Annotated in this window: 22 protein-coding genes; 8 read left to right on the plus strand and 14 right to left on the minus strand. The window is 71.3% G+C overall.

Annotated features, from left to right (window positions below; all coding sequences use genetic code 11):
* Nucleotide 1: 1 nt before the first annotated feature.
* Nucleotides 2–1,267 carry an MFS transporter gene (locus tag OHS18_RS25745; RefSeq protein ID WP_442875428.1) on the minus strand — a complete coding sequence of 422 codons (1,266 nt, stop codon included), beginning with the start codon at nucleotides 1,265–1,267 and terminating at the stop codon, nucleotides 2–4.
* 123 nt (nucleotides 1,268–1,390) lie between these two features.
* Nucleotides 1,391–2,068 carry a pyridoxamine 5'-phosphate oxidase gene (gene pdxH / locus OHS18_RS25750; protein WP_328448375.1) on the minus strand — a complete coding sequence of 226 codons (678 nt, stop codon included), beginning with the start codon at nucleotides 2,066–2,068 and terminating at the stop codon, nucleotides 1,391–1,393.
* A gap of 229 nt (nucleotides 2,069–2,297) precedes the next feature.
* Here pdxH and OHS18_RS25755 point away from each other — a divergent pair, with 229 nt between their 5' ends.
* On the plus strand, nucleotides 2,298–3,983 hold the full coding sequence (locus OHS18_RS25755) for a purine-cytosine permease family protein (RefSeq protein ID WP_328612685.1): 1,686 nt from the start codon (nucleotides 2,298–2,300) through the stop codon (nucleotides 3,981–3,983).
* 46 nt (nucleotides 3,984–4,029) lie between these two features.
* Here OHS18_RS25755 and OHS18_RS25760 read toward each other — a convergent pair whose 3' ends face one another.
* From OHS18_RS25760 to OHS18_RS25790, 7 genes are all read right to left on the minus strand, one after another.
* Nucleotides 4,030–4,740 (minus strand): TetR/AcrR family transcriptional regulator, encoded by a 711-nt coding sequence (locus tag OHS18_RS25760; protein WP_328448371.1) that lies wholly within the window; start codon nucleotides 4,738–4,740, stop codon nucleotides 4,030–4,032.
* Between the two features lie 477 nt (nucleotides 4,741–5,217).
* On the minus strand, nucleotides 5,218–5,916 hold the full coding sequence (locus OHS18_RS25765; RefSeq protein WP_328612686.1) for an urease accessory protein UreD: 699 nt from the start codon (nucleotides 5,914–5,916) through the stop codon (nucleotides 5,218–5,220).
* Nucleotides 5,913–6,620, minus strand: coding sequence for an urease accessory protein UreG (ureG, locus tag OHS18_RS25770; RefSeq protein ID WP_328448367.1), 708 nt, complete (start codon nucleotides 6,618–6,620; stop codon nucleotides 5,913–5,915). Before ureG ends, OHS18_RS25765 begins: the two co-directional genes overlap by 4 nt.
* Nucleotides 6,610–7,290, minus strand: coding sequence for an urease accessory protein UreF (locus OHS18_RS25775; RefSeq protein ID WP_328448365.1), 681 nt, complete (start codon nucleotides 7,288–7,290; stop codon nucleotides 6,610–6,612). The genes ureG and OHS18_RS25775 overlap by 11 nt, the downstream gene beginning before the upstream one ends.
* Nucleotides 7,290–9,005 (minus strand): urease subunit alpha, encoded by a 1,716-nt coding sequence (locus OHS18_RS25780; protein ID WP_328612687.1) that lies wholly within the window; start codon nucleotides 9,003–9,005, stop codon nucleotides 7,290–7,292. Before OHS18_RS25780 ends, OHS18_RS25775 begins: the two co-directional genes overlap by 1 nt.
* 1 nt (nucleotide 9,006) lies before the next feature.
* A complete protein-coding gene (locus tag OHS18_RS25785) occupies nucleotides 9,007–9,312 on the minus strand; it encodes an urease subunit beta (protein WP_323324152.1) in 306 nt (101 codons plus the stop codon).
* Nucleotides 9,313–9,388: 76 nt separating this feature from the next.
* Nucleotides 9,389–9,691: an urease subunit gamma gene (locus OHS18_RS25790; RefSeq protein WP_328448361.1), complete on the minus strand. Its 303-nt coding sequence runs from the start codon at nucleotides 9,689–9,691 to the stop codon at nucleotides 9,389–9,391.
* A 279-nt stretch (nucleotides 9,692–9,970) separates the two neighbouring features.
* Here OHS18_RS25790 and OHS18_RS25795 point away from each other — a divergent pair, with 279 nt between their 5' ends.
* Entirely contained in the window at nucleotides 9,971–11,119 is a 1,149-nt protein-coding gene (locus tag OHS18_RS25795) for a citrate synthase 2 (RefSeq protein ID WP_328448359.1), read from the plus strand.
* A 60-nt stretch (nucleotides 11,120–11,179) separates the two neighbouring features.
* On the opposite strand, the gene OHS18_RS25800 is transcribed toward OHS18_RS25795, so the two are convergent.
* Nucleotides 11,180–11,764, minus strand: a complete 585-nt coding sequence (locus tag OHS18_RS25800) for a TetR/AcrR family transcriptional regulator (RefSeq protein ID WP_328618577.1) — start codon at nucleotides 11,762–11,764, stop codon at nucleotides 11,180–11,182.
* Nucleotides 11,765–11,784: 20 nt separating this feature from the next.
* Complete coding sequence (locus OHS18_RS25805; protein WP_328618578.1) at nucleotides 11,785–13,482, minus strand: SDR family oxidoreductase; 1,698 nt, start codon at nucleotides 13,480–13,482, stop codon at nucleotides 11,785–11,787.
* Between the two features lie 863 nt (nucleotides 13,483–14,345).
* Here OHS18_RS25805 and OHS18_RS25810 point away from each other — a divergent pair.
* The 6 genes from OHS18_RS25810 (at nucleotide 14,346) to serC (ending at nucleotide 20,602) form a co-directional block, all read left to right on the plus strand.
* Nucleotides 14,346–15,185, plus strand: coding sequence for an ABC transporter ATP-binding protein (locus OHS18_RS25810; protein WP_328612688.1), 840 nt, complete (start codon nucleotides 14,346–14,348; stop codon nucleotides 15,183–15,185).
* Nucleotides 15,182–16,024 (plus strand): ABC transporter permease, encoded by an 843-nt coding sequence (locus OHS18_RS25815; protein ID WP_328612689.1) that lies wholly within the window; start codon nucleotides 15,182–15,184, stop codon nucleotides 16,022–16,024. Before OHS18_RS25810 ends, OHS18_RS25815 begins: the two co-directional genes overlap by 4 nt.
* Nucleotides 16,021–17,178, plus strand: coding sequence for a sensor histidine kinase (locus tag OHS18_RS25820; protein WP_328612690.1), 1,158 nt, complete (start codon nucleotides 16,021–16,023; stop codon nucleotides 17,176–17,178). The genes OHS18_RS25815 and OHS18_RS25820 overlap by 4 nt, the downstream gene beginning before the upstream one ends.
* The gene (locus OHS18_RS25825; protein WP_328448352.1) at nucleotides 17,175–17,795 is read left to right on the plus strand and encodes a response regulator transcription factor; all 621 of its coding nucleotides are present in this window, start codon (nucleotides 17,175–17,177) and stop codon (nucleotides 17,793–17,795) included. The genes OHS18_RS25820 and OHS18_RS25825 overlap by 4 nt, the downstream gene beginning before the upstream one ends.
* 23 nt (nucleotides 17,796–17,818) lie before the next feature.
* Nucleotides 17,819–19,159 carry a serine hydrolase domain-containing protein gene (locus OHS18_RS25830; RefSeq protein WP_328448351.1) on the plus strand — a complete coding sequence of 447 codons (1,341 nt, stop codon included), beginning with the start codon at nucleotides 17,819–17,821 and terminating at the stop codon, nucleotides 19,157–19,159.
* A 315-nt stretch (nucleotides 19,160–19,474) separates the two neighbouring features.
* A complete protein-coding gene (gene serC, locus OHS18_RS25835; RefSeq protein ID WP_328448350.1) occupies nucleotides 19,475–20,602 on the plus strand; it encodes a phosphoserine transaminase in 1,128 nt (375 codons plus the stop codon).
* 1 nt (nucleotide 20,603) lies between these two features.
* Here the strand turns inward: serC and OHS18_RS25840 are convergent, their stop codons facing one another.
* The 3 genes from OHS18_RS25840 to OHS18_RS25850 all read right to left on the minus strand — a co-directional run bounded on the left by OHS18_RS25840 (nucleotide 20,604) and on the right by OHS18_RS25850 (nucleotide 24,859).
* A complete protein-coding gene (locus OHS18_RS25840; RefSeq protein ID WP_328612691.1) occupies nucleotides 20,604–21,860 on the minus strand; it encodes a glycosyltransferase 87 family protein in 1,257 nt (418 codons plus the stop codon).
* A gap of 179 nt (nucleotides 21,861–22,039) precedes the next feature.
* A complete protein-coding gene (locus tag OHS18_RS25845; RefSeq protein ID WP_328612692.1) occupies nucleotides 22,040–23,566 on the minus strand; it encodes an amidohydrolase family protein in 1,527 nt (508 codons plus the stop codon).
* Between the two features lie 159 nt (nucleotides 23,567–23,725).
* Nucleotides 23,726–24,859, minus strand: coding sequence for an ABC transporter permease (locus OHS18_RS25850; RefSeq protein WP_328618579.1), 1,134 nt, complete (start codon nucleotides 24,857–24,859; stop codon nucleotides 23,726–23,728).
* Nucleotides 24,860–24,931 lie beyond the last annotated feature (72 nt).

The raw sequence follows: 24,931 nt of genomic DNA on the forward strand, positions 1-24,931 counted from the left end.
CCTACGCCGTCGGCGCCCGGTACCGCCAGAACGCCGGAAGCACCAGCATCGCGGCCAGGACCAGCACGATCACCAGCAGTCCGCCGACGGTCGCCGTGGCCGCGGTGCCGAACGCGGCGGCGCCCCAGCCGTGGGTGAGGTCGGCGATCCGCGGGCCGCCGGCGACGACCACGGTGAACACCCCCTGGAGCCGGCCGCGCATCTCGTCGGTGGTCGCGGTCTGCAGGATCGCCATCCGGTAGACCGCGCTGACCATGTCCGCGGCGCCGGCCGCCGCCATGAAGACGACCGCGAGCCACAGCGAGTGCGCGAGCCCGAACGCGGCGACCGCCGCGCCCCACGCGCAGATCGAGATGACGACCGCGACGCCCTGGCGGTGGATGCGCGTCAGCCAGCCGGAGAACAGCCCGATCAGCATCGCGCCCGCGGGCAGCGCGGCGTAGAGCCAGCCGAGCGCGGGGCCGCCGCCGGGCGGGTCGCCGAACGTGCGCTCGGCCATCTCCGGGATCAGCGCCCGCGGCATCCCGAACACCATCGCGATGATGTCGGCGACGAACGAGGCCAGCAGGATCTTCTGCCCGGCCAGGTACCGGAACCCGTCGACGACGTCGCGGACGCCGGCGCGGCGCGAGGGCCCGTTCAGCGGCGGGATCGACGGCAGCCGCCAGACCGCGAAGAGCGTGATCGTCAGGGCGATGACATCGATCAGGTAGAGCGTCGAGAGGCCGAGGACGGGGATCAGCGCGCCGGCCATCAGCGGGCCGAACACGGCGCCGAACGTCGACATCGTGGTGCTCAGCGCGTTCGCCGACGGCAGCAGTTCGGGCGGGACGAGCCGGGCGACGACGGCACCGCGCGTCGGCATGTTGATCGCGAAGAACGCCTGGTTGACGGCCAGCAGGCCGAGCACCAGCCACACCGAGCCGAAGTTCAGGAACGCCTGCAGCCAGAGCAGCGCGGACGTGATCGCGACCCCGACGTTCGTGACGAACAGGAGTTTCCGCCGGTCGACGGCGTCGGCGATGGCGCCGCCCCAGAGCCCGAAGACCAGCAGCGGGACCAGCGCGACGAGCCCGCTGAGGCCGACGTACGCCGAGGAGCCGGTGAGGTCGAAGACCTGCTTGGGCACGGCGACGGCGGTCAGCTGGGTGCCGACCGCGGTGACCACAGTGGACAGCCAGAGCCGGCGGAAGGCCGGGATCTTCAACGGCCGGGTGTCGACGATGATGCGCCCGAGGAGCCCGCGGATGCCCGTGCGGGGCGGCAAGGTCCCCGGTTGATCACTCACAACCAACGAGCTTAGCTCGGCTAACTATCCCCGGTCGCGTGATTTTCGTCGCCGGACGCCGAAGGGCCCCCGCCGTGGCGAGGGCCCTTCGGGAGGAGAGAACTACGGCGCGACGCGCTCGATGTTCCAGCCGTCTTCGTGGCGCATGTAGCGGAGCCGGTCGTGCATGCGATCCTCGCGGCCCTGCCAGAACTCGACGAGGTCCGGCCGGATCCGCCAGCCGCCCCAGTGCGGCGGGGCCGGGATGTGCTCGACGTCGGCGAAGCGCCGCTCGATGCCGTTCAGCGCGGTCTCCAGGGCGCGGCGCCCGTCGACGACGCGGGACTGCGGGGACGCCCAGGCGCCGAGCTGCGAGCCGCGCGGCCGCTGCGCCCAGTACTCCGCCGTCTCCTTGACGCCGACCTTCTCGACCTCGCCGCGGACGTGGACCTGGCGGTGCAGCCCGTACCAGGGGAACGTCACCGACGCGTAGCGCGTCGCCGTCAGGTCGTGGCTCTTCGACGAGGTGTAGTTCGTGTAGAACACGACACCCCGCTCGTCGAGGCCCTTGCACAGCACGGTGCGCGACGACGGGCGGCCTTCGGCGTCCGCGGTCGCGAGCACCATCGCGTTGGGTTCGGCGATCCCGGCGGCGACGGCCTGGTTCAGCCAGCCCTGCAACTGGTCGGTCCACGTGGCCGCCAGCGCCGACTCGTCGAACGCGGCGCCGTCATAGGCGACGCGCATCCCGGGCAGGCGTACTACGGCGTCTTCCACCTTGTCCTCGATCTCCGGCATCATCGCCAAACCTCCGTACCCGGTCGGGGCCCTGACACTTGGGTCCAGGTGACGTTAGGGCCTCGCGAGCTGCAGCGGAACCCACTGAACGGTGACTCCCGACACGACTTCGCCGCCATCGTCCCGTAACCGCCCGTCAGCAACCATTTACGCCCGCGTTACCTCCTGGACCGGGATCGATAAAGGACGCGGCTATCTTTCGGCCCGTTCCCCACCACCCCCGGAGGCAGGCATGACCGAGATCCTGTCGAACGCCCCAGAAGGCACTCCCGAAACGGTCCCACCGCAACGCCAGTACGCCCCGCTCGCGGCGAACGAAAACCGCGAGGACTACTCACTGCGCTTCGCCGCTCATTCGTTCCGGAAATGGTCACCGTTCGTGGTCGCGACGACGGCGCTGGGCGGCATCGCCTACCTCGCCGACTTCGCGATCGGCGCCAGCATCGTGCTCTCCTACGGCTTCACCTCCGGGGTGCTGGCGATCCTCGCCGCCGCCGTCGTCATCTTCACGACCGGCGTGCCCATCGCGGCCGCCTGCGCGAAGTCCGGAGTGGACATGGACCTCCTGACCCGCGGAGCCGGCTTCGGCTACTTCGGGTCGACGCTCACTTCGCTCGTCTACGCGAGCTTCACGGTCATCTTCTTCTCGCTCGAAGGTTCGATCATGGGCCAGGCCTTCGAGCTCGCCCTCGGCATCCCGCTGGCGGTCGGCTACCTCCTGGCCACGCTGATCGTCCTGCCGTTCGCGCTCTACGGCATGGGCGCGGTGGCGAAGATGCAGACCTGGACGCAGCCGCTGTGGCTCGCCGGGCTGGTGCTGCCGTTCGTCGTCGTGCTGGTCCGCGAGCCGGGCCGCTTCGCCGACTTCGCGGCCTTCGGCGGCACGGAAGGCGCCGGGTCCGGGTTCTCCGCGATCGGGTTCGGCTTCGGCATGGGTGTCGCCCTGTCGCTGATCGGGCAGATCGGCGAGCAGGCCGACTACCTGCGGTTCATGCCGGAGAAGACGACGGAGAACAAACGGGCCTGGTGGACCGCGGTGCTCGCCGCCGGGCCCGGCTGGGTCATCCTCGGGGCCGCCAAGCAGATCGGCGGCGCGCTCCTGGCGTTCCTCGCGCTCGGCGTCGTCGGCAAGACGGCCGCGCTCGAGCCGATCGCGCCGTACGTCGAGGCGGTGAAACCGGCCCTCGGCCCGGTCGCCCTGACGTTCGCCGCGCTGTTCGTCGTCGTCTCGCAGATCAAGATCAATACGACCAACGCGTATTCGGGCTCGCTGTCGTTCGCGAACTTCTTCTCCCGCGTGCTGCACAAGCACCCGGGCCGAGTCTGGTACGTGCTGGTGAACTGCGGGATCGCGCTCGCGCTGATGGAGTTCGGCGCGTTCGGGTTCCTCAACAAGATCCTGGGCTTCTATTCGAACGTCGCGATCGCCTGGATCGGCGCGGTGTGCGCGGATCTGGTCATCGCGAAGCCGCTCGGGCTCTCGCCGAAGTACATCGAGTTCAAGCGGGCCTACCTGCACAAGATCAATCCGGTCGGGTTCGGCTCGATGCTCGTCGCTTCGACGGTTTCGATCGCGGCGTACTTCGGTGCCTTCGGGCAGTTCCTGGCGGCGTTCAGCCCGTTGCTGGCGCTGGTCATCGCGATTGTGCTGGTGCCGACGCTGGCCGTCGTGACGCGCGGGAAGTACTACCTGGCCCGGCCGAACACGGTCGCCGGGCCCGATCAGGACGTCGACCTGCGGGCGACGTACACCTGCTCGGTCTGCGGTGATCCGTACGAACTGCCGGACGTCGCCGACTGCGCCAAGCAGAGCGGGCCGATCTGCTCGCTGTGCTGCACGCTCGACAACAGCTGTCACGACCTGTGCCAGGAGACGGGCCCGGTTTCCCTGGGCATTCCGACGGCGCGCACCCCGTAAAGTCCGTGAAGGGCCGTTACCAGCGTCCGCTGCTGGTAACGGCCCTTCACGTTCGCCGGTGTCCCCCCGGATCCCCCTCCCGGCTCGACTCTTCCACGTCGGAGGTCGCGCCGCGGTTGCCCTCGATGTCCAAGATCTTTTCCGGCCGCATGATGGCCGACCACATCATCGCGCGGAACTCCGCGCCGATCTGTTCGACCGGCAGCGGCGGGTCGTGCGCCTGCCATTCGCGCAGCAGCCCGGTACCCGCCCCGACCAGCGCGATCGCCGTCAGCCGGTAGTCCCGCACGGGCGCGACGCCGTGTTCCGCGGCGCGGTTCGCCTCGGCGGCGATGAAGTTCGCCCAGCGGTCGACCCACACCTGGTGCTGCGCCTCCAGTTCGGCGCTGACGCCGACCGCCTCGACGTAGTTGAGGCGCGGCATCCGGGGATCCACGGTGACCGTCGCGATGAAGACGTCGAGCAGCGTCGAGATGCGGGTGAGCGCGTCGGCTTCGGCGACCTTGTCGAGCTCCGCGGTGACGTGCGCGAGCGCCAGGCTGTTGATCTGGTCGTGGAGGGTGCGGAGCACGTCCTCCTTGCTCGCGAACTCCTCGTAGAAGTTCCGCGTCGACACCCCGGCCCGCGCGCACATCTCGGTGATCTTGGTGTGCCGGAACCCGGTGGAGGTGAACAGCTCGAGGCCGGCCAGGAGCAGCCGCTGGCGACGGTCGGCACGACGTTGCTCGGGCGCGACCCCGCCGTACGTGCGAGCCACCGGTTCTCTCCTCCTTCCGAGGGATTGCCAGATCCTACCCGGGTGAGTAACTTGTGAAAATCGTCATTACCAAAGGCTCCGCGGGATTCGCTCGTCGAACCCGCCGGCGCACGGTATCGAGAACGAGCGCGTCCCGCTCGCGCGACCGCTTTCCCATCGCGATCTTCGACAACTTCCGCTCGCCGGGGACGGCGCAGGGGGCCTTCCCCGGCGAGCGGTGGCACGTCGGCTTCCGACGGTCGTGAGGGGCACCCTCAGGGACTCCGAGTCCCTCAGGGTGCCCCTCACGACCAGGCCGACCACCGCCGAGGCCCCGGCTGCAGCCAGGAACTTCTGCGCTGCCAACCCGGCGCTCGCGCGCTGTGGGCCCGGCACTCGCGTGCCGTGGGCTCGCCCGGGACCCCGACACGGCGGCACCCGAGCTTCCGCAAGCCATGAGGGGCACCCTCAGGGCTTTCAAGTCCCTGAGGGTGCCCCTCACGACAGGGGCGCCAACGCCGTGACGGCGTCCGGCGCCAGCGAAGTGGTGAGGGTGCCGCCGGCGGCGAGGGGCGTGCGGGACCACCAGTCACCCGAGGCCGCCGGCAGCTCCGGGCCGCCCACCACCAGGTCCGTGGCCAGGACCCGGCGGCCCGCCAAGTGGGCCAGGCTGGCGTCCAAAGTGGAGTCCCCGATCGTCAGCGTTTGCCGCAGCACCGGCACCGCACCCCGCGTGACCTGCTGTGACGTCGTGAGCGTGCCCGGCTTCTCGTTCGCCCGGCCCAGCACCAGCACCTCGCGCGTGTGCAGGTAGGCGTCGTCCGCCAGCGAGGCCCGGAACACGGCGGTGTGCCGGGCTCGCGCGGTGATGACCGTCGGCTCCGGCAGGTACTCCAGCCGGCCACCCTCGGCCACCGAGATATCCACTGTGGACAGTGAGCCTTCGCCGTGCAGCCCGGGCAGCGCCAGCGTCGCCGCGACGCCGGAGAGCCGCAGTGACGCCCCCGGGCCGACGCGGATCGTCAGAAGGAGGTCGTCGCCGCCCAGAGGCGACGTCGCCGAGTTGACCAGGTGGACCACCGCCGTCCGGCCGCCGCCGCGGCGCGGGAACAGCGTCAACGGTGCCATCGAGCGCAGCTCGCGCAGGATCGTGCGCGAGCCGTCGAAGCACGCCGTCAGCCGGGCGTGGGCCTTCACCCGGCGCGGACCGGGAGCAGCGACCGGACCCAGGCCGCGACCGCCGGCGCGTCCGGGGTGTCCACAAGGGACTGGGTGATCACCGGCAGCTCCCCGCGCATCCGGTGCGCGTCCGACGTCATCACGTCCATGTCCGCGCCGACCAGGTGCGCGATGTCGATCTTGTTGATCACCAGCAGGTCCGCGGTCGTGACACCGGGGCCGCCCTTGCGCGGCACCTTGTCGCCGCCCGCGACGTCGACCACGAACACCTGGCTGTCGGCCAGGCCGCGGCTGAACACCGCGGTCAGGTTGTCGCCGCCGCTCTCGATGATCACCAGGTCCAGCCCCGGGAACTTCTCCTCCAGCCGCTCGACGGCGTCGAGGTTCGCGGTGATGTCGTCGCGGATCGCCGTGTGCGGGCACGCGCCGGTCTGCACCGCCTCGATCCGCTCCGGGTCGAGCACTCCCGCGCGGCGCAGGAAGTCGGCGTCCTCGGTCGTGTAGATGTCGTTGGTGACGACGGCGAGGTTGACCTCGTCGCCCAGCGCCCGGCACAGCGCCGCGGTCAGCGCCGTCTTGCCGGAGCCGACCGGGCCGCCGATGCCGATCCGGTACGCGCGCCCGGCCGTCGGCGCGGCGTCGTAGTGGTCGGGTTCGGCGGCCGTCGGGTCGAAGTTGACCTCGTGGAAGTGCCCATGACCGTGACCGTGCTCAGCTGGCAAAGAGACGCACCTCTTCCTGGTGATGCCGGGCCTGCGCCTCGGCGAACAGATCCAACCCGGGCGATCCGGGCGCCGGCAGCGACGCCGGGTCGTCGCCCGCCACCGCCGCCGCGGTCTCGCACACCGACCGCAGGTCGAGCCGCGCGACGACGGCGTTGACCGCGAACGGGTCCAGCCCCAGCAACCGCACCGCGGCACTCGCCGGACCGCTCACGGCCAAGTAGGCCACGGCCATCGCGGCGTCGTACGGCGCACCTCCCGCGACGCCGACCAGCGCACCCAGGACGATCGGGTGGTGCGGCCGCGGCGTTTCCTCCAACAGCGCGACGAGCACCGGGGACGGCCAGGAGATCCGCCCGGCCCGCGCGGTCCCCCGCCCCTGTGCCCGCGACGCCTCGCGCTGCGCGAGCGACGGCGTCCGCGCGTCCAGCTCGGCGTCCAACCGGGACCAGTGTCCACTTGAGACGGATCGCGCGGCCGCGTGGGCCGACGCCGCGGCGAACACCGCCGCCAGCAGGCCCGCCGTCCGCAACCGTCCGGAAAGGAATCCCGGCAGGTCCCTTTCGGACTTGATCAGTTTGCGCGCGACCGCTTCTTCGAGCCCGCCGCTGTGGACGTGCCCGCCGCCGGGGAAGCGGGAGTCCGCGAGAATGAGTGCCGAAAGATCCATCAGAACAAGAAGTATCGTTGGGCCATCGGCAGTTCGGTCACGGGCTGCGGCTCGATCAGCTCGCCGTCGACGTGCACCGCGAAGCTGTCCGGCTCGACCCGGACGTCCGGCGTGGCGTCGTTGAGCACCATGTCCGCCTTGGTCCGCGCGCGCGTGTTCGACACGGCGACCAGCGGTCGCGTGATCCGGAAAGTTTCCCGCAGGTTGCTGTCGAGGGCCTCCGGCGCGACGAAGTGCAGGCTCAGGGCGGCGCCGATGTTCGCCCCGAACATCGGGCGCGCCATGACCGGTTGCGGTGTCGGGATGGACGCGTTCGCGTCGCCCATCGCCGCCCACGCCGGGAAGCCGCCCTTCAGTACCACGTGCGGCCGGACGCCGAAGAACTTCGGCTCCCACAGCACCAGGTCGGCCAGTTTGCCGACCTCGACCGAGCCGATCTCGGTCTCCATGCCGTGCGCGATGGCCGGGTTGATCGTGTATTTGGCGACATAACGCCGGGCACGCAGGTTGTCGGCCGCGCCGTCGCCGGGCAGGGCGCCACGACGGCGTTTCATCACGTGCGCGGTCTGCCAGGTCCGGATGATGACCTCACCGATCCGGCCCATCGCCTGCGAGTCCGAGCTCATCATCGAGATCGCGCCGAGGTCGTGCAGGACGTCCTCGGCCGCGATGGTCGTCGGCCGGATCCGGCTCTCGGCGAAGGCGAGGTCCTCGGGCACCGACGGGTTGAGGTGGTGGCAGACCACCAGCATGTCGAGGTGCTCGTCGAGGGTGTTCGCGGTGTGCGGCCGGGTCGGGTTGGTCGACGACGGCAGGATGTTCGGCAGCGAGACGACCTGGATGATGTCCGGCGCGTGCCCGCCGCCGGCGCCTTCGGTGTGGTACGCGTTGATCGAGCGGCCGCCGATGGCGTCCACAGTGGACTCCAGGAAGCCGGCCTCGTTGAGCGTGTCCGTGTGGATCGCCACCTGGACGCCGGATTCGTCGGCCACCGTGAGGCAGGCGTCGATCGCCGCGGGTGTCGTGCCCCAGTCCTCGTGCAGCTTGAACCCGCCCGCGCCGGCGGCGAGCTGCTCGCGCAGCGCCTCGTGCCGGACGGTGTTCCCCTTGCCCAGCAACAGGACGTTGACCGGGTAACCGTCCATCGCGGACAGCATCCGGCCGAGGTTCCACGCGCCGGGCGTGACCGTGGTGGCCTTCGTGCCCTCGTTCGGCCCGGTGCCGCCACCGACCAAAGTGGTCAGTCCGGCGGCGAGCGCGGTGTCGACGAGCTGCGGGCAGATGAAGTGGACGTGGCAGTCGATGCCGCCCGCGGTGAGGATCTTCCCGTTGCCGGACAGCACTTCCGTCGACGGACCGATCACCAGCGCCGGGTCGACGCCGTCCATCGTGTCCGGGTTGCCCGCCTTGCCGATCCCGACGATCCGGCCGTCGCGCACCCCGACGTCGGCCTTGACGACACCCCAGTGGTCGAGGATGACGGCCCCGGTGATGATCAGGTCCGGCGCCCCCTCGGCGCGGGTGGCCATCCCCTGGCCCATCGACTCGCGGATGACCTTTCCGCCGCCGAAGAGGACCTCGTCGCCGGAGCCGCCGGGACCCATCGAACGGTCCTCGGTGACCTCGATCAGGAGGTCGGTGTCGGCGAGCCGGATCCGGTCACCGGTGGTCGGCCCGAACAGTTCCGCGTAGCGCTCGCGGTCGATCTGCGGCATTTCAGAACTCCCCGGAAAATTCGGACCGCAGCCCGGGCACCCGGCGGGCCCCGGCGAGCGGAACGAGGTCGACCTCACGTTCGACGCCCGGTTCGAACCGCACGGACGTCCCGGCCGGGACGTCGAGCCGGTGCCCACGGGCGGCGTCGCGGTCGAACTCGAGGCCCGGGTTGACGGCCGCGAAGTGGTAGTGCGAGCCGACCTGCACCGGCCGGTCGCCGAGGTTGCGCACGAGCAGCCGGACGCGCTCGCGGCCCGGGTTCAGCTCCACCGGCTCGTCGCCGGGGATGATCTCGCCTGGACGCATCCGGCTCCTCTCACGTGGGGGTCGTGAGTGTTCAGGGCGGTCAGAACCGCCCTGAACACTCACGACGGGCGGGCGGTCAGACGATCGGGTCGTGCACCGTGACGAGCTTCGTGCCGTCCGGGAAAGTGGCCTCGACCTGCACGGAGTCGACCATCTCGGGCACGCCGTCGAGGACCTGCGCCCGGCCGAGCACGGTCCGGCCGCTGGCGACCAGCTCGCTGACCGTGCGGCCGTCGCGGGCGCCTTCGAGGACGTGGTCGGTGATCAGCGCCACCGCCTCCGGGTAGTTGAGCCGGACCCCGCGGTCCAGCCGCTTCCGCGCGACGTCCGCCGCCACGTGGATCAGCAGCTTGTCCCGCTCCTGCGGACTGAGGTGCATCAGCTAGGTCTATCACCCGGACCACATCCGCGCCCGGTTCGGAAACACAGGATTTACCTGGGCTTCGTCACAGTGTGTCGCGAAAAATTCTCCTGCCGGACGGCCTGTGTGACTGAATCGTTCTCGTAATCGTGACCGAAACCACCGCTTCTTTCGATTGCCCCCCGGCGATCGAGGGAGCAAGGTCTATCCATCCGTGCGATGGTGCGCGCTTTCCGTGCGTATCCCGTCAGCGCGACCAGCCGGGGAAGAAAGCGCACCGAAAGGTTTCGCGAAACAGTGACTACCTCCACGATCAGCAAGCCACAGCCGTCCGGCCAACCCGACGACGGCTTCCGACCGGGCCTGGAAGGCGTAGTCGCCTTCCACACCGAGATCGCCGAACCCGACCGGGACGGCGGTGCCCTGCGCTATCGCGGCGTCGACATCGAAGACCTCGCCGGGAAGGTGACCTTCGGCGACGTATGGGGCCTTCTCGTGGACGGCCGGTTCGGCCACGGCCTCCCGCCCGCGGAACCGTTCCCGCTGCCGGTGCACACCGGCGACGTGCGGGTGGACGTCCAGGCGGCGCTGGCCATGCTCGCCCCCATCTGGGGCTACCGGCCGCTGCTCGACATCACCGACGAAGAGGCCCGTGAGCAGCTGGCCCGCGCCTCGGTGATGGCGCTGTCCTACGTCGCGCAGTCGGCCCGCGGGATCGGCCAGCCGGCCGTCCCGCAGGCCCGCGTCGACGAGGCCCACTCGATCACCGAACGCTTCCTCATCCGCTGGCGCGGCGAGCCGGACCCGGCCCACGTCCGGGCCCTGGACGCCTACTGGGTGTCGGCCGCCGAGCACGGCCTCAACGCGTCGACCTTCACCGCCCGCGTCATCGCCTCCACCGGCGCCGACGTCGCCGCGGCCATGTCGGGCGCGATCGGCGCGATGTCCGGCCCGCTGCACGGCGGCGCCCCGGCGCGCGTGCTGCCGATGATCGAAGAAGTCGAACGCACCGGCGACGCCGCCGGCCTGGTCAAGGGCATCCTCGACCGCAAGGAACGGCTGATGGGCTTCGGCCACCGCGTCTACCGCGCGGAGGACCCGCGGGCCCGCGTGCTGCGGCGCACCTGCCAGGAGCTGGGCGCCGAGCGCTACGAGGTCGCCGCGGCGCTGGAGCAGGCCGCGCTGAAGGAGCTGCGCGAGCGCCGTCCGGATCACCCGATCGAGACGAACGTCGAGTTCTGGGCCGCCGTGATCCTGGACTTCGCGCAGGTCCCGCCGCACATGATGCCGTCGATGTTCAGCTCGGCGCGCACCGCCGGCTGGGCCGCGCACATCCTGGAGCAGAAGCGCACCGGACGCCTGGTGCGGCCGTCGGCCAAGTACGTCGGCCCGGCGCCGCGCACCCCGCAGGACGTCGAAGGCTGGGAACTGGTCACCAAGCACTGACCCGCTTTCCGTTGTCCGTGAAGGACTCCTTGAGGGACTTGAAGTCCCTCAAGGAGTCCTTCACGGACTTGCGGTGACCTCGTGCGCGGCGGTGGCGGCGAGCATCGCGGTGAGTTGGTCGACGAGCCAGCCGTCCAGGTCATCGCGTTCGACGGTGCGTTCCTGCAGCCAGCTCAGCAGTGCGCCTTCGACGACCGCCGTCCAGCAACGCAGCGTCAGCAGCACCAACGGCGACGGGTCCGTGACGTCGAGCGCGTCCAGGATCAGGGCGACCGCGCGGTTGCGGACGGCGTCGACAGCGGCGTCCGTCTCCGACGTCGCGATCACGGAACCGCTGCGCAGCAAGGCGATGTAGCCCGCGCGGTAGTTGTCCGCGACGTCGATCAGGCCGCGGACGGCCGCGCGCAGCCGCACCTCCGGCGGGCCCTCCTCGAGCCCGGCGAGGCCGTCGATCAGCCCGTCGGTGACCGTGCGCAGCGCTTCCACCTGCAGCTCGCGCAGGTTGGGGAAGTACCGGTAGAACAGCGGCCGCGACACGTCGGCCGCCGCGACGATGTCGTCCACCGTGACCAGCTCCGGCGGCCGCGACCCGAACAGGTCGAGCGCGGCGCGGATCAGGTCGTCGCGGCGCGCCTGCGGCGACATCCGCCGCGGCCGGCGTTCGGTCAAGGCGTGACGTCCAGCTTCGCCGCCGCCCGCAGCAGGCCCGGCGTCAGTCGCGAAAGGACCAGCGCGACCTTCGACTCCGGAGTGGACGGTGCGATGGCCGTGTCCTTTTCCACCGCCCGCAGGATGTCCTTCGCCACGCCTTCGGGGCCGAAACCGCGCCGCGCGTACAGCTTCGAGCTTTCCTTCTGCCGCCGACGTTGCTCCTCTTCGGACACTCCGACGAAGCGCGTGGTGTTCGTGATGTTGGTCTTGACGATGCCCGGGCAGACGGCCGTGACGCCGATGTGGTGTTCGGCCAGCTCGGCCCGCAGGCAGACGCTCAGCGTAAGCACGGCGGACTTCGTGGTGGCGTAAGCGGAGAGGATCTTCGACGGCAGGTACGCCGCGGCGGACGCCAGGTTGACGATCTGGCCGCCTTCGGCGCGCTCGGCGAGCATCGGCGCGAACGCACGGCAGCCGTGGATGACACCCCAGAGGTTGACGTCGATGACGCGTTCCCAGTCCTCGACCGACGTGTCGAGGAACGACCCGGACATGCCGATCCCGGCGTTGTTCACCACGATGTCCGGCACCCCGTGCTCGGCCTTGACCTGCTCCGCGAACCGGTGCACGGCCGGGCCGTCACTGGAGTCCACTGTGTACTCGGCGGCGTCAACCCCTTTGTCCCGCAGCAGTTTCACGGTCGCCGCGGCGGCGTCCGGATCGATGTCGGTGATGACGACGTCGGCGCCCTCGTCGGCGAAGGCGAGCGCGGTGGCGCGGCCGATGCCGCTGCCCGCGCCGGTGACGACGACGAGCTGGTGCGCGAACCGGCCGTTGGCCTTCGCCTTCCGCAGGGCCCGGCTCTCCGCGCCGCCCTCGGTGTACTCGATCAGCTCGGCGGCCGCGTCGGCGATGACCTTCGGCTTGGCGCGGGTCACCCAGTGCGTCCCGACGATCCGGCGAACCCGCAGGTCAGGAACCCATTCGGCGATCTCGGTCTGCAGCGGCGTCGTGACGAAGGCGTCCCCGGTCGGGGCCAGCACCTGCACCGGGACGTCGGCTTTGCGCGGCACCGGGCGGCTCAGCCGGGTGAACATGTTCGCGCGGTAGAGCTCGAGGCCGTTGACGCCGTCTTTCGTGCTCGGCTTCGCGGCGCCGGGGTCCATCCGGGCGATCTGCGCGGGCATGATCCCGGTGCGCCAGAGCAGCGGCGGGAGGAACGGGAGCTGGAACGCGAGGATGTACCAGGAGTGCAGGAACTGGGTGAGCGCGTTTTTGATCTTTCTCGGCGACGGTCGGGTCAGCTGCGCCCGGAACCAGGCGCCGGCGTGGTCGAGGCTCGGCCCGGAGATCGAGGTGTAGGACGCGACGCGCCCGCGCAGGCCGTCGCCGGTGACGGCGTGCCAGGTCTGGATGGAGCCCCAGTCGTGGGCGAGAAGGTGCACCTTGCCGCTCGGCTGCACCTCGTCGACGACGGCCTTGAGGTCATCGGCCAGCTGGTCCAGCCGATAGGACGAGCGTCCCGACGGCGTGTCCGACTGCCCGGCGCCCCGGACGTCGTAGGTGACGACACGGTGGTTGCCGCGCAGCTCGGCCTTGACGGGATCCCACATCGAGCTGTTGTCGGGATAGCCGTGCACGAGCACGACCGTCGGCCCGTCGTCGCGGCCGTCGATGTCGACCGAGAGGCGGACACCGTCGCTGGCGGTCACCCACTTGTGAGGCATTCCGTCATGTTAGACAACTTGTCAACAAGTGTCGCCTGATCATTTCACCCTCCCGGGGGCTACCGGATAGCAGCTTTTCATGCATTTCCCTTGTATGACAGCGTTTTTGTGGTTCCACGGGAAACCAAGCCCGATCTTGCAAGCCGCCGCGCCGAGGGCTCGGCCCACCGATCGGTGACAGCGCGCACGGGCCGCCCCGGTCCGGCCGGACTGGGGAGGCGTCACGAACGGGCCGCTCGTGACGGGCCGAGGCGTCACGAACGGCCCGTTGGCGCCCGAAAAGCCGCGGACGGGCCGTTGGTGCACAAGCGGGACGTCGCGAAAGGGCCAGTCGCGCGCGCCAGGCCGGGCGTCGCGAACGGGCCCGTTCGTGCCCGAAAAGACACGAGCGGGCCACTCGTGCGCAAGCGGGACGTCGCGAAAGGGCCGCTCGCGCGCCAGGCCGGGCGTCGCGAACGGGCCGTTCGTGCCCGAAAAGACACGAGCGGGCCACTCGCGTCTCGAGGGAAGCCGGGCGTCGCGAACGGGCCGTTGGTGCGCAGGTGCGGGCGCGAACGGGCCACTCGTGCGCAGGTGCAGGCACGAACGGGCCACTCGCGCCCGGGTCGGGGCGTCGCGAACGGGCCGTTCGTGCCCGAAAAGCACGAACGGGCCACTCGCACCCAAGCCGGCCCGGCATGAAAGGGCCACTCCCACCCGGCAAGGCACGAAAGGACCGTTCGCGACCCCGCCGCAGGTGAGACCACCGAAAGCCGCCCCCGCCGACCGCGCTGTCCACCGATCGGTGGACAGCCGGATTCAGTCGCGCGTTGGTCGGAATCAACGTCCCCTGGGACCAAGCTGGACCCATGACCACAGCAGTGAGCGTGCGCGGCCTGCGCAAGCAGTACCCCGGTCACCTCGCGGTGGCCGGGCTGGATCTGGACATCGCCCAAGGTGAGGTGTTCGCCCTGCTCGGGCCCAACGGTGCCGGGAAGACCACGACCGTCGAGATCCTCGAAGGCCACCGGCAGCGGACCGATGGCGAGGTGACCGTGCTCGGCGAGGACCCCGGCAAGGCCGGGCGAGCCTGGCGCTCCAAGATCGGCATCGTCCTGCAGACCGCGAACGACGCCGCCGAGCTGAGTGTTGCCGAGACCGTCCACCACTTCGCGAAGTACTACCCGGACCCGCGCGATCCCGATGAGGTGATCGAGAAGGTCGGGCTGACCGAGAAGGCCAAGTCCCGGGTGAAGTCGCTCTCCGGTGGGCAGCGGCGGCGCGTCGACGTCGCGCTCGGGATCATCGGGCGTCCCGAACTCCTCTTCCTCGACGAGCCGACCACCGGGTTCGATCCCGAGGCGCGGCGGCAGTTCTGGGCGCTGATCAGCGACCTCGCCGCCGAGGGCACGACGATCCTGCTCACCACCCACTACCTCGACGAGGCCGAGGCGCTCGCCGATCGGGTCGCGGTGATCGCTCGCGGGGAGATCGTCGCGCAGGACACGCCGCAGAACCTCGGCGGCCGGGCGAGTGCCGAGGCCACCGTGCGGTGGATCGACGACCGCGGTGAGCACACCGAGCGCACCGCGTACCCGACCAAGCTCGTCAACCAGCTCTCCGCGGGCGGGCGCGAGCTGCCGAACCTCACCGTGACCAGGCCCAGCCTGGAGGACATCTACCTGGACCTGATCGGAGACAAGGCATGACCACGACGCCATCCGGAGGCACCGCCACCCGAAACCCCCGAGCCCTCCCAGGCCCGCTCGCGCTGGGCCTGGCCCGCGGCGGCACCGAGCTGCGGCAGTTCTTCCGGCACAAGGAACAGGTGGTCTTCACCTTCTCCCTGCCCGCCGTGCTCATGATCCTGCTCGGCTCCATCCTGGACGGCCCGACCGCGCTGGCCGGCGTGACGTCGGGGCAGCTGCTCGCCGCCGGGATGATCGGCTCCGGCATCGTCTCGACGTCGTTCAACAGCATCGCCACCGGCGTCTCGGCCGACCGCGAAACCGGCGCGCTCAAGCGGCTGCGCGGCACGCCGATGCCCTCGGCGTCCTACTTCATCGGCAAGATGGTGCTGGTCGCGGTGTCCAGCCTGGCCCAGACCGTGCTCATGGTCGCCGTCAGCACGCTGCTGTTCGGGCTGAAGCTGCCGACCGACCCGGCGAAGTGGCTGACGCTGCTCTGGGTGTTCGTGCTCGGCATCGTGTCCTGCACGCTGCTCGGGATCGCGCTCAGCTCGCTCGCGAAGTCGACCACCGGCGCGGTGGCCGTGGTGCAGATGTTGTACCTGGTGCTGCAGTTCATCTCCGGCGTGTTCGTCACGCCGATCACGAACCTGCCGAAGATCATGGTGGACATCGCGTCGTTCTTCCCGCTCAAATGGATCTGCCAGGGCTTCCGGTCGGTGTTCCTGCCGGACGGCGCGGTCGGAATGGAGATGGCTGGCTCATGGGAACTGCCGCGGGTGGCGCTGGTGCTGGGGATCTGGTGCGTGGCGGGGCTGGTGCTGGCGCGGCTGAGCTTCCGGTGGACCGACGGGAAGTGAGCGACGCCTGGGACCGGTTCAACTGGCTCTGGGAAATCCTCTTCGCGGTCTCCTACGTCGCCACGACGGTGCTGGTGCTGCTGGACGAGACCGATCCGGTCCGCAGCACCGTCGCCGTCGGGGCGCTCACCTCGCTCGTGCTGACGTACCTGCTCTGGGGGCGCGGGATCGTCCGGGACGACGGGCACGCGCGGCAGCGGTGGGCGTTCGCCGTTGTCGTCGTGGCCCTGGTCGCGGTCGCGGTGCTCGCCAACACGACGGCCAGCTTCATCCTGTTCATGGCCTGCCCGTTGCTGTTCATGACGCTCGAGTTCCGCCCGGCCGCGGTGCTCACCACGGCGGCGATCCTGCTGAGCCCCGCGGCGTCGATCCTCAACGACGGCCTCGAGGGCCCGGTGCTGCACATCCTGCTGCCGATGACGGCGATCCTCGTCGTGTTCGGGGTGCTGTCCGGCAAGTTCATCCTGCACGTCATCGAGGAGAGCCGGGCGCGCGCCGACCTGATCGCCAAGCTCGAAGAGAGCCAGGCCGAAGTCTCCCGGCTCTCCCGCGAGGCGGGCACGGCCACCGAACGCGAGCGGCTCGCCCGGGAGATCCACGACACCCTCGCGCAGGGTTTCACCAGCATCGTCACCCTCGCCCAGGCCATCGAGTCCGAAGTGGACACCGACCCGGCGGCCGCGCGGCGGCACGCCGAGCTGGCCGCGCGGACGGCGCGGGAGAACCTCGCCGAGGCCCGCACGATGGTCGCCGCGCTCGCGCCGGACGACCTGACGAGCGGTTCCCTCGTCGACGCCGTCCGCAGGCTGACCGACCGGCTCGGCGACGAGACCGGGCTGGCCGTCCGGTACGAAGTGGACAGTGACCTGCCCCCGTTGGCCATGGCCGCCGAGGTGGTCCTGCTGCGCGGGGCGCAGGAGGCGCTGAACAACGTCCGGCGGCACGCGACGGCGGCCGCCGTGCTCGTCCGGCTGTCCCTTGTGGACGACGCGGTCCGGCTCGACGTCCGGGACGACGGCGCCGGCTTCGACCCGGACCGCGTCACCGGGTTCGGTTTGCGGGGCATGCGGTCCCGCGCGGAACAGGTGGGTGGGACGCTGAGCCTCCGCAGTGGCGCCGACGGCACCGAACTGACCCTGGAGGTCCCCGCGTGATCCGCATCATGCTCGTCGACGACCACCCCGTCGTCCGCGAAGGGCTGCGCGGCATGCTCGAAGCCGAGCCGGACCTGACGGTCGTCGGCGAGGCGGGCTCCGGTGACGAGGCGGTCGCGCTCGACCGCGTCGCGCAGCCGGACGTCGTGCTGATGGACCTGCGGATGCCCGGGCTGGACGGCGTCGGCGCGACCAAGCGGATCCTGCGCGAGCAGCCCCGGCGGCGGATCGTCGTGCTCACGACGTACGAGACGGACGCGGACATCCTGCGCGCGGTCGAGGCCGGCGCGTCGGGTTACCTGCTGAAGGACGCGTCCCGCACGGAGCTGGCGAACGCGATCCGCGCGGCCTCTCGCGGCGAGACGGTGCTGGCGCCGTCGGTGGCGGGCAAGCTGGTCAACCGCGTCCGCAACCCGGAGCCGCAGACGCTGTCGGCGCGCGAGGTCGAGGTGCTGCGCCTGGTCGCGAAGGGCGGCACGAACGCGGACATCGGCCGCGCGCTGCACATCAGCGAGGCGACGGTGAAGACGCACCTGCTGCGGACGTTCGGCAAGCTCGGCGTCTCGGACCGCACGGCCGCGGTGACCACGGCGATGGCCCGCAACCTGCTCGGCTGAACGGCGCGCGGCAGAATGCCTGCATGCTTGAGTCGACCGAACATGCCCTGCTCCGCCGGATCGCCCACGAGCAGGCGGCCAGCCGGGCTCCCTCGCTGGTGGCCGCCGTGGTGCGGGACGGGGAGATCGTCTGGTCCGGCGGGCGGGGCCGCGTCGGCGGCGAGGTCCCCGGCACCGACACCCAGTACCGGCTGGGTTCGATCACCAAGACCCTCGTCGCCACCGCCGTCATGCGGCTGCGCGACGAGGGCCTGCTGGACCTCAACGACCCCCTGGAAAAGCACGTCCCGGGCACGCCGTTCGGCGCCGCGACCGTGGCCCAGCTGCTCTCCCACACCTCCGGCCTGACGTCCGAATCGCCCGGCCTGTGGTGGGAACGCACGCCCGGCGCCGACTGGGACGCGCTCGTCGGCAGCCTTGCCGACGGCGCCACCAAACACCGGCCCGGCGCGAGGTTCCACTACTCGAACGTCGGTTACGGCGTGCTCGGCGAGCTCCTCTCGCGCCACCGCGGCAAGGACTGGCTGGCCGTGCTCGACGAGGAGATCCTCGGCCCGCTCGGGATGACGCGCACCACCCCGCACCCGGTCGGCGCGCACGCCGACGGCTTCGCCGTGCACCCCTTCGCCGACGTCCTGCTGCCGGAGCCGCACCCGGACGCCGGCGCGATGGCCCCGGCGGGGCAGCTGTGGTCCACGATCACCGACCTCGGCCGCTGGACGGCGTTCCTCGGCGGCCACGGCGGCGGCGTGCTCGGCCCGGAGACCATCGAGCAGATGCGCACGATGGTGACCGTCGACGACACCGACGTCTGGGCCACCGGCTTCGGGCTCGGCCTGATGCTCGTGCGCTACCAGGGCCGCCGGCTGGCCGGGCACACCGGCTCGATGCCCGGGTTCCTGGCCGCCACGCTCGTCGACCCGGCCGCGGGCACCGGCGCGCTGGTGCTCACCAACTCGACGTCCGGTGTCGGCATCACCCCGCTGTGCCTGGACCTGATCACCATGACCGACGAGCTGGAGCCGCGCGTCCCCGCGGAGTGGCAGCCGTCCACTGTGGACCCGGCGCTGCTGGCGCTGACCGGCCTCTGGCACTGGGGCCCGACGCCCTACCACCTGCGGATCCAGGGTGACGGCCTGCTGTCGCTGGCCCCGGCGGAGGGCCCCGGGCGGGGCTCGCGCTTCCGCGCGACGGGCGACGACACGTACGTCGGCCTCGACGGTTACTACTCCGGCGAGACGCTGAAGGTGGGCCGGGACGGCGAAGGCGTCGCGAACCATCTCGACCTCGCGACGTTCGTCTTCACGCGCACGCCGTACGACCCGGCGGCCCCCGTGCCGGGTGGCGTCGACGGCTGGCGCTGAAGGCTGTCGTCGAACTTCGGTGCCGAGGGAGGGCCCCGCTCACACCCCCAGTCGGGGTGAGCGGGGCCTCGGGTCAGGGCGGCGCCGGACTTGCCGCGCCGGGGAACCTACGCGCGGGCCGCGACGCCGGGAACCGTGTTTTTACGGTCAAGCCGGGCGCCGAGTGCGCGGCCGCCGACGTCCGGAAGGCCGACGACGAGCTGCTCCGAAGGCCGGGAGCGGCGCCGTCCACTGCCCGGAACAGCGGTGATTCCACATTCCGGACACTTCAGCACCGCTTCGACCTGCTCCGTCCCGACCTGAGAGACTGGCCACATGACCGACGCTGAGTTGACCATCCCCGCAGACCTCAAGCCGGCCGACGGCCGCTTCGGCTGCGGACCGTCGAAGGTCCGCGCCGAGCAGCTGAGCGCCCTGGCGGAGTCCGGCTCCACCTACCTCGGCACGTCGCACCGGCAGAAGCCGGTCAAGTCGCTCGTCGGGCGCGTCCGGGCCGGGCTGTCCGAGCTGTTCTCGCTCCCCGAGGGTTACGAGGTGATCCTCGGCAACGGCGGCACCACGGCCTTCTGGGACGCCGCCGCGTTCGGCCTCGTCCGCGAGCGCTCGCAGCACTTCACCTACGGCGAGTTCTCCTCGAAGTTCGCCTCCGTCACCAAGGGCGCGCCGTTCCTGGCCGACCCGATCGTCGTCAAGGCCGACGCGGGCAGCGCGCCCGAGATCGCCTACGAAGCCGGCGCGGACCTGGTCGGCTGGGCGCACAACGAGACGTCGACCGGGGTCGCCGTCCCGGTCCGCCGCCCCGAGGGCAGCGACGGCGCGCTCGTCGCGATCGACGCCACCTCCGGCGCCGGCGGCCTCCCCGTCAAGGCCGAGGACTTCGACGTCTACTACTTCGCGCCGCAGAAGTCGTTCGCCGCGGACGGCGGCCTGTGGATCGCGCTGGCCTCGCCCGCCGCAGTCGAGCGGATCGGCGAGATCGGCGGCGGCGACCGCTGGATCCCGGAGTTCCTGTCGCTGACCACCGCGCTGGACAACTCCCGCAAGGACCAGACGTACAACACCCCGGCCGTGGCCACGCTCTTCCTGCTCGCCGAGCAGATCGAGTGGATGAACGGCCAGGGCGGCCTCGAGTGGACGACCGCGCGCACGAAGGACTCGTCGTCGCGGCTCTACGAGTGGGCCGAGAAGACCAGCTACACGACGCCGTTCGTGAAGGACCCGGAGCTGCGCTCGCAGGTCGTCGGCACGGTGGACTTCGCCGACGAGGTCGACGCCGCCGCGGTGGCGAAGGTGCTGCGCGCCAACGGGATCGTCGACACCGAGCCGTACCGCAAGCTGGGCCGCAACCAGCTGCGCGTCGGCCTGTTCCCGGCCATCGACCCGGACGACATCACGAAGCTCACGCAGAGCATCGAGTACGTCGTCGAGCGCCTGGGCAGCTGACCTAGACGTCCGTGAAGGCCTCCTTACCGGCTCTTACAGCCGGTAAGGAGGCCTTCACGGCTTTCAGGCGAGGTGCGGCGAAAGCCGCGAGGACCAGCAGGGCAAGGCCGAAGAGTTCGTAGGACTCGGTCGCCAGCCACCAGCCGATCGACGACGCCGGGCGCGGCGCGAACCACATCGGCCCCCAGATGAACAGCGCCAGCCCGGCCGCCACGACCGCGCCGGCCCACCACGTCACCACGCGGTCGGTCCGCCACGCGCGCACGCCGTAGTACCCGGCCAGGACCAGGATCGGCACGCACCACGTCCAGTGGTGCGTCCACGAGATCGGCGACACCAGCAGCCCGCCCAGCGCGCACGCGGTCAGCCCGAGCACCGGCTCGGCCGCCCGGACGATCACCACCGCGACCACCGCCATCACGGCGAGCGCGGCCAGCAGCCAGACGATGTTCCCCGCCGTTTCCGGCAGGCCCAGCCGCGTCACCAGGCCCTTCAGCGACTGGTTGCCGACGTAGTCGACGCCGCCGATGCGGCCCGCGTCGAACACCAGCTTCGTCCAGTACGTGAAGGACGCCGACGGCCGGATCAGCCACAGCAGCGCGCCGGCCGCCACGAACCCGGCGACCACCCGCGCGGCCGACTTGAAGTCGCGGCGGAAGAGGAAGTAGACGACGAACACCGCCGGCGTCAGCTTGATGGCCGCGGCCACGCCGATCAGCAGGCCCTTCGTCCGCCCGCGTTTGCCCGGCAGCAGGACGTCGAGCACCACCAGGACCATGAGCAGCGCGTTGATCTGCCCGAAGCCCAGCGTCGAGCGCACCGGTTCGAGCAGCGCACCGGCCAGCTGCGCCACGATCGCGACGAGGGCCGCGACCGCCCGGCCGTGGACCTTCGACGAGTCGGTCAGCGAGCCGTTGAGCGTCGCGACGTAGAGGTAGGCGACGACGCCGGTCGCGAGGATCGAGGCGATGCTGACGAGCTTCATCGTCGCCGCGAACGGCAGCAGCGTGCCCGGCAGGAACACCGCGGCCGCGAACGGCGTGTACGTGAACGGCAGCAGGATCTGGTGCGTCGTCGGCACCCAGGCCTCGTACGGCGAGCCCTGCTGGGCCAGCGCCTTCGCGCCGCCCAGGTAGACCTCCAGGTCCAGGCCGTCGAACCGCTTCAGCACGAGGACCAGCACGACGGCGGCGACTTCGAGGACGACCAGCGCCCCCACCAGCTTCCGCCCGGAGCCCCCGAAAAGCCGCTGTGACATCCGAGGCTTCGCCCCGGGCCGGGGGCTCCGCCACCCGGAGCCCCCGAAAAGCCGCTCGGACATCCGAGGCTTCGCCCCGGGCCGGGGGCTCCGCCACCCGGAGCCCCCGAAAAGCCGCTCGGCCAGTGTCACGCGTCCCCCTCGAGCCCGGTCTCCGACCGGCCGAGATTACCGGGCGCTCAGCAGCAGCCACGCACCGGCAACCGCACTGACCTGCTGTTCGCGCCCGCCGGCGGCTGCTTCGCCGCCGTCTCGACGTCCGCCAGCATCCGGGTCAGCCGCGTCCGGTCGAGCACCCGGCCCGCCGTGACGACCGTGTCGATCCGGCGGACCGCGCGGATGTCGGTGAGCGGGTTCGCGTCGAGCAGCACCAGGTCGGCGACCTTGCCCGGGGTGATCGTGCCCGTGGTCGACGCCTTGCCGAGGAACCGCGCGGCGTCGCGCGTCACCGACTGCAGCGCCTGGCGCGGTGACAGGCCGGCCTGGACCAGGTAGTCGAGCTCGTCGTGCAGGCTGAAGCCCGGGAAGACGTACGGGTTCAGGCAGTCGGTGCCGCCGAGGACGCCCAGCCCGGCCCGGTGCGCCTCGCCGACGAGCCGCAGCTGGGCCTCGAAGTACGCGTCCTGCTGGGCGATCTGCTCGGCCGTGACCGGGGTGAACATCGTGAGCCGGTCGGCCCAGTAGTCGATGATGTCCTGGGAGACGTACTTGAGCCGCGGGTCGTGCGCGAAGGTGCCGGCCGGGCGCGAGATGACGCGGTTGACGGCGAACGTCGGGCTCACCCAGTTGTCCAGCGCCTTGAGCGCGGCGAAGTGGCTTTCCGCGGTGGCCGGGTCGTAGGCCTGGGCCGCCTGCCGGTCGAGTTCGCGGGCGAGGTTGAAGAAGTCGCGCTTCGCGTTCGGGTCGAACGGCTGCGCGTCGAGGAGGGCCAGGAACTCGTCACGACGGCTGGACGTGGCGATGTGCAGGCCGAAGAGGTGCTCGAAGGTGCGCTGCCCGGCCTTCGCGGCGTCGAGCTGGCGAAGCCGGTACGGCCAGTGGCCGGAGAAGGGCAGCCCGAAGCGGCGGCACTCGTCGGCGATCGCGTAGTAGGCGTCCTTCGGCAGGTAGAAGTAGACCTTGACGAAGTCCGAGCGCTGCGCGACGGCGGTCCGGACGGCCGCGCGCCCCTCTTCGGCGTTCGCGACCTGCGTGATCGGCGGGCCGAGCAGGCTGACCGGGCCGTCGATGATGGCGCTGCCCATGACGACGCGCGGGCCGAGCAGCTCGCCGCGGTCGATCTTGTCGCGGGTGGCGCGGTTCTCGTCGTACCCCTGCATTTCGCGGATACCCGTGACGCCGTTGGCCAGGAACATCGGCGGCCACAGCTTCTCGTAGTCGATGCCGTGGGCGTGCATGTCCCAGAGGCCGGGGATCAGGTACCGGCCGCGGCCGTCGACGATCCGGGCGCCGGCGCAGTGCGGCAGCTCGACGGCCGGGCCGACCCAGGCGATCCGGTCGCCGATCAGCACGACCGCGGAGTTCGGCCGGGCCGGGGCGTCCGTGCCGTCGACGACCGTGGCCCCGAGCACCACCACGACGTCCGTGCCGGCCGCGGCGGCTTCCTGGGCGAAGAGCGCGGGCGCGATCCCCGCGGCGGCGAGCCCCGCGCCCGCCGTCGCCAGCCAGCGGAGAAAATCACGCCTGTTCGCCTCGACTCGTGCCACGCCGACTGCCCTCCCCGATCACCAACCCGTCCGCACATTCAACTCGCCGGGTGGTGACCGGGGATCTCCCTGCGTGCTCTCCTTGTGGGGACGCACGTTCCGAGGTGCAAGGCTGGTGCAATCCCCGGGACGGCCCCTGCACCGTCCCGGGGACCTGCCTCAGGCGAGCGCCCGCGTCGGCGCGAGCCGAGCCGCGCGGACCGCCGGGTACGCCCCGGCGACCGCCCCGACCAGGGCCGCGACGCCGACCCCGCCGGCCAGCGCGCCGACCGGCAGCACGGCCGGCCAGCCCTGGCTCAGCGCGTACCCCGCGGTCACCAGCACCCCCGTCACGACGCCGGCCAGCCCGCCGAGCCCGGACAGCAGCACCGATTCCGCCAGGAACTGCCCGCGCACCTGCCGTTTCGTGGCCCCGAGCGCGCGGCGCAGGCCGATCTCGCGGCGCCGTTCCAGCACCGAGATGACCATCGTGTTCGCCACCCCGACCCCGCCGACGAGCAGCGCGACCCCGCCGAGGCCGAGGAACAGCGCGCTGTAGGTGTTGTCGGTGAGCTTCTGCGCGGCGAGCGCGTCCGACGGGCGGCGGACCTCGACCTCGTTGGGCGCCTGCGGGTTCAGCGTCGCGCCCAGCACCGACCGCACACCGTCCACTTCGGACTCGTTCGCGCGGACGTACACCGTGGACGGATGGCCGTCGAAGCCGAGGAGCCGCTTCGCGACGTCCCAGCCGACCAGCGCCGACCGCTCGATCTCCGGGGCCAGCGGCATCGGCCCGAGGATCCCGACGACGGTGAACCACTGCGTGCCGATCAGCACCTGCGGCGGACGTGCCGGGTCGACGTGGTCGATGCCGAGCCGCGCGGCGGCCTGCGCACCGAGCACGGTGACCGGGTAGTTCCCGTTCCCCGGGGCCAGGAACGCGCCCGACCGGACCTTCCCGCCCAGCACCCCGAGCAGGTCCGGCCGCGCCGCGAAGACCCCGAGCCCGGACGTCTCGTCGACCGGGATCTTGTCGCTGCGCCGCACACTCGCCGACGTCGTCCCGGTGCCGGTCGCCGCGGTCACCGGCGCGATCCGCTTGGCCATCGCGACGGCGTCGTCCGGCAGGGTCGCGTTGGCCCCGAACAACGTCTGGCCCGGCCCGGCGGTGAGCAGGTTGGTGCCGAGCGCGGCCAGCCGGTCGTGCAGGGCCTGCGCGCCGGACGCCGGGATCGCCAGCACCGCGACCATCGCCGCGACGCCGATCGCGATGCCCAGCGCGGAAAGCACGGCGCGTACGGGCCGCGTCCGCATGCCGTGGGCGCCGAGCGCGACGACGTCCGGTGGCTTGAGCCGCGCCGGTTCCGGCAGCTTGACCTCCGGTGG

This window comes from Amycolatopsis sp. NBC_00355 (assembly GCF_036104975.1).
Taxonomy (GTDB): Bacteria; Actinomycetota; Actinomycetes; order Mycobacteriales; family Pseudonocardiaceae; genus Amycolatopsis.